5 protein-coding genes and 1 pseudogene are annotated in these 4,904 nt (G+C 48.0%); 2 read left to right on the top strand and 4 right to left on the bottom strand.

What is annotated here, in order from left to right:
* Positions 1–40 precede the first annotated feature (40 nt).
* Together ABS784_RS16625 and ABS784_RS16620 are read left to right on the top strand one after the other, a co-directional pair.
* The gene (locus tag ABS784_RS16625) at positions 41–652 is read left to right on the top strand and encodes a carbon-nitrogen hydrolase family protein (RefSeq protein WP_352513321.1); all 612 of its coding nucleotides are present in this window, start codon (positions 41–43) and stop codon (positions 650–652) included.
* Between the two features lie 38 nt (positions 653–690).
* Positions 691–1,311, top strand: coding sequence for a cyclase family protein (locus ABS784_RS16620; RefSeq protein WP_352513319.1), 621 nt, complete (start codon positions 691–693; stop codon positions 1,309–1,311).
* A gap of 362 nt (positions 1,312–1,673) precedes the next feature.
* Here the strand turns inward: ABS784_RS16620 and ABS784_RS16615 are convergent.
* The 4 genes and pseudogenes from ABS784_RS16615 to ABS784_RS16600 form a co-directional block, all read right to left on the bottom strand.
* Positions 1,674–3,035, bottom strand: a pseudogene (locus ABS784_RS16615) (ISLre2 family transposase).
* Between the two features lie 264 nt (positions 3,036–3,299).
* Positions 3,300–3,533, bottom strand: coding sequence for a hypothetical protein (locus tag ABS784_RS16610; RefSeq protein ID WP_014195996.1), 234 nt, complete (start codon positions 3,531–3,533; stop codon positions 3,300–3,302).
* Positions 3,534–3,564: 31 nt separating this feature from the next.
* Positions 3,565–4,176, bottom strand: coding sequence for an RHS repeat-associated core domain-containing protein (locus ABS784_RS16605; RefSeq protein WP_014195997.1), 612 nt, complete (start codon positions 4,174–4,176; stop codon positions 3,565–3,567).
* Between the two features lie 36 nt (positions 4,177–4,212).
* Positions 4,213–4,866 carry a hypothetical protein gene (locus ABS784_RS16600; protein ID WP_352513317.1) on the bottom strand — a complete coding sequence of 218 codons (654 nt, stop codon included), beginning with the start codon at positions 4,864–4,866 and terminating at the stop codon, positions 4,213–4,215.
* Positions 4,867–4,904 lie beyond the last annotated feature (38 nt).

The following is a 4,904-nucleotide window of genomic DNA, read 5'->3' as shown; positions in this document are numbered from 1 at the left end:
CTAACCAAGGAATCGGGTTCATGTCTCCTTTTTTGTTTAGTTGTCAATTTATGTCAGTGAATTTGCTCATCTACAGTTGTATATTGCCTACGGGTACGTCGAAAAAGATCGTACAGAAAATATATACAACTCTCTTATGTTGATTCATCCCAATGGACAATGTATCGGAAATTACCGAAAAATCCATTTGACTCCTTTTGAAAAAGCCTGGTTTTCTTCGGGAGCCGAGCCGGTGCTGGTGGATACCGACCTTGGCCGCATCGGTCTGATGATTTGTTGGGACTTAGCTTTTCCGGAACTAGCAAGATACCTAGCCGTCCATGGAGCCGAGCTTCTTCTCGTTCCATGTGCTTGGGAATCTCCATTTCATGCACCGTTTCAAAAATTCGCCATGGCACGAGCGATCGATAACACGGTTTATGTTGCTGCATGCAATCAAATTGGATGGTCTTCTTCTTTCCATTTCTTTGGTTTATCCTCTATTTACGGGCCGGACGGAAGGAAAATAGCCGCAGCCAACATGAACGGACGGGAAGAGCTCGTACACGCCATGATCGATCAAAACCAACGCCAAGCGTTAAAGAAACACTTTTACACCATGATGGACGAACGACGAATCGACCTTTACCGAGAATGGACTTGGAAGGAATGACGAGAAAATGATCATCAAAAAAAATCATCGACCTCTCCATGCCGATCACGGCCCAAACTCCGGTGTACCCGGGGGATCCGAAGCCGCACATCGAACCGGCGGCGACATTCGCCCAAGACGGCTACCACGTCAGCCGCCTTGTGCTCGGTTCGCACAGCGGCACGCACATCGATGCGCCGTTCCATTTTTGCGAGCATGGCTGGCGGTTGGATGACGTGCCGCTCACCTATTTTCTTGGCCGCGGCATCGTGATCGATGCCACCGGGAAAGCGGAAGGCGAAGCGGTGACGATGGCCGATGCCGCTCCGTATATCCCGAAGCTGTCGCCGGGAACCATTGTGTTGTTTCATACCGGCTGGTCGCAATACGCCGGAACAAAGCGGTATTTCCATCATCCGTACGTCGCGCCGGATGTGATTGAAGCGATGCTTGAACGCGGCGTCCGCACGTTCTTCATTGACGCGCTCAACATCGACCCGCCCGACGGCTCTTCGTTCCGCGCTCACGAGCTCATTCTTGGCGCCAATGGGGTGATTGGGGAAAATTTCGCAAACTTTGATCAAATCGATTTTGATGACCCGTATATTATTGCCCTCCCCCTTTCCTTGCCTGGCTGCGACGGTTCGCCCGTTCGGGCGGTGGCGGTGCAGTGGGCGTAACGAAGAAGGGGGATACAGCCCCATACCCGTCAAGTTTAGCGGTATAAGATTTTTAAGACGATACTGGTGTTCATCCCCGCAGTGAATGATAGGGATCACCTCCATTATTGGGCATACCAAATACCCCTCCAGAAGAGGGGTGTTTGGTATTTATATCCATATCTAATTCTACCATATCTCTAATTTCGTTACGATATCTGATGCCGTTTCTGAGTCAGTCAAGACTTTGTGGAGAACTTTTTTTCGGTTCACTACGGGCGTTGTCAATCACTAGTTAGCGAACCATTTTCAGGAATTAATATCGTAAGCGCTTTCGGACTCTCATCCCTCATCTTGAGGCGATGATATTGTGTTCCATTTTTTTACACCGAACCAAAATCCCGAAGCGCCGACAACGCTTGATGGATCGGCGTCCCGGATGACCGCTGCAGACACGGTAGATTCTGACGCACCACATCTGCCCACAACCGTCCGGCCTTCCGTTTGGCCTGTTCAACCCGCTTGGACTTCCTCGAGGCCGTGGTTGCCCTCCGGGGCTCTTCCTTCTCCAACCGCCCTTTCTCCACAACATCCCGTCGATTCGGGCTGCCATCGCCCTCAGAAACACCCGAAGCCCTTGGTCTTTCCAGCTGCGGCGGGATTTCACCCGATGCGCAAATCGGCTCATCACACTCTCCGCATGGCCCATCGGACGCATGCCGGTCGTCTCCACCCCTTGCTCCGACAGCCACCCCCGATAGTCCCGGATGCATCCCGGCATCGACTCGATCCAGCGGATCATGGCAGCCAGCTGCTGTTCTTTCGCTTCGTCCTCCAACGTGCCGACCGCGCTGTTCAGCTCCACGAGAAGCCCTTCTTCGTCTTGTTTCGCCAGCTTCTTCCGCACCTCCCGCCAACGCGGATGGCCGGACAGACACTGACGCAGCTCCCGCGCCACATGAAATCGATCCAGCTGAAAGCACGCCTGCTTCCCAAAACACTCCCGGCAGGCCGTGATCCACGACGCCGCGTCGCCGTTGAGGACCAACAGGTCTCGGCACGGATCATAGGCATATTCCTTCATCAGCCACTCCTCAAACCGTTCCCACACGTCCCCCGCCCCTTCATGGAGGCAGCAGCGCCGGTTCACGAGCTCGAGCTGCGAACCGCTTCGTCTCCATCCCTCATGAACCGCCAGGATTTTCTCTTCTTTCGCCCGTTTCCCTTTCCCCTGGCGGGAAACAGAGTCCTTCCGCCTCCACAAACAGCACTCGGCCGTGCCGTTGGGAAACAGGGTGGTGCAGCGAGACAGGGGCCTCCAGCACCAGTTGGCGAATCGCCTCGTGGCTCATGACCGCATACCCCACGATCGACTCCAGCGTGCGAGCCGCTTTGCGGTAGGAAGAGCACTCTACGGCCAACTCGACCGCCGTTTCCTCGAGGCAAGGGCTGATCGATTGCGCTCCATCAGAGCCCAGTTCGGCATCCAGCAAGAAGGTATACGCCCCCGCCTGCCGATCATAGTAGTAGTTCCGTCGAAACGTCACTTCTCCAAACAGCGTTTGGATTGTAGTCGGTCGTTTGTCTTTCAGCTGATACCGGCGCTTGTCCCGCGCTTCCGCCAGTTGTTGATCAATCTCCTCCAAAAGGGCCGCCAACAAGACAGCGAACACCTTTTGAAGAGTTCTGACGAATTGTTCCTCCAGCTCTTTTAATAAAAGCCATTCTGTGGTAAGATGTTTCATGGACTCTCTCCCTCCTGTTTTCGGTTGATGTTGACAATCACCATCATAGCAGGGAGAGAGTCCTTTTTGCATGACATTTGCTTTTTTCTACCGCGCTTCGCTTGGTGGCCCCGACGAGCGTCGCGAACAAAAGTTCGCAACCCTCGTCGGGGGAATCATTCCTGAATGTCACCCACAAATATTTTACTCACACTCATCTCCCACCTACTCACTGGGTTACCCCCTTCGCGTTCCTTGAGGTGGGAGACTTCTTTCGGGAATATGTTAAAAAATACCGGTAATTTGAATTTGAGATACAATGTCTTTTAATTTTTCTTTACCGATCAACGCATTATTGATAAAATCATTTGCATTGGTATATTCTTGATGATTTGAATTATAGTACTTTGTAAGGCAAATGCCTGCTTGAGTATTCGTTATGGAATAACGTTCACCTTTATAGATAAATTCTATATCATGTCCAATCTCTATAAGCTCTATTAATTTTTCTAAACTCATATTTTATCTTCCTACTTTCTTCTACCTTTATTCATTGGTTCTGCTTTCCCTCTTTTAGTTTTTTTTCATCCCATTTCCATTTATGTCGATGTGGTCCCCAAGGATGATGTTTTGGATTTCCGTGATCGCTATAGTCCATGTCTTTTTTCGCTCTTCCTGCACTATCATAATATCTTCGTTGTATAACCTTTCCTTTCTCATCCCTTAAAGTTAAACTTCCTTTTCTAGGACCTGTTAGAGGTAAAGAACCTTTACTAGTCAAACTTTTTACTTTCTTTCCTAAATACCACGCTCCATAGGCCCCGACAACAGCAACAGTACCAATTAACATTACTTGTCCAACACCAGGAACAAAATAAAGCCCTACAGCATACGCAAACTTCCCATCCGGATCCACCAACATCACCGGATTGTTATTTGCGTACGTGTATCCATTCTGCGTCAGGATATCGTCCGCATCCCCCGGGGCCGGATCCAAAGAAAGGAACACGCCATGCGTTGGATGATAGTACCGGGCAATCAGGTAATAAAGACCCGCTTCTTGGTCATATTGGTATCCCGCATATCGGTATGGGTTTTCGTCTGCCAAGGCGCCGGATTGAGAGAGAATATTCCCCCACGCATCGTATTGGTAACGGGCCACGATGTTTCCTTGTTGCTCATTTAGAGTGTGAATCGTCTATTTCTTTCGTTTCAATTTCTTTATTGTGATGTTGATATCGTCTAATAGTGCGCTTTCACTTAGCCATTTCCAAAATTTCTTTTTTGTTAAATACTTTTTTTCCTCAACAATTCTTTCAAGTCTCGATGCATCATCAGTATTTCCATATCTACCTATCGCAAGTATGGCATGATTCTTTAGTGTTGTATTAAAATCACCCGTTAAAATTTCAAAGAACTTATTTACTACATCTCTAGTAACTTTGTCCTTAGGAAATTTTTCCGCGAAAGCAAGTAGAGTAACGGCACTAAAAACACGCTCAAATTCCTCACTAAAGAGATCTTCTATTATAACTTTTGATGCTTCTGGATGATCAAATGAATGATAAATAGCCTCTGCTAATGCTTTATGAGAATAACGAGAATCTGGTTTTCTGTACTCCTTAATTATTTCTTCTAGTCCACATATTATTTGTAATTTTGCTACCTTGATTTGTTCCAGTACCTCTTTGTTATTCGTCTTGATTTTGTCTAATTCTCTTATAGCATTGTAATCGCCAATTGTTCCTATCATAGCTATATCTGCGATTAAATCCGTGCCACTTTTTTTAGATAAATTGTGAATTTTTCTTTTTAACTGTAGATGAGCAAATTCACTGACATAAATTGACAACTAAACAAAAAAGGAGACATGAACCGGACTCCTTGGGT

The organism is Geobacillus sp. G4 (assembly GCF_040327975.1).
GTDB classification, from domain to species: domain Bacteria; phylum Bacillota; class Bacilli; order Bacillales; family Anoxybacillaceae; genus Geobacillus; species Geobacillus thermoleovorans.
Note: the sequence above shows the minus strand (reverse complement) of the source record. Positions and strands in the feature narration are given on the sequence as shown.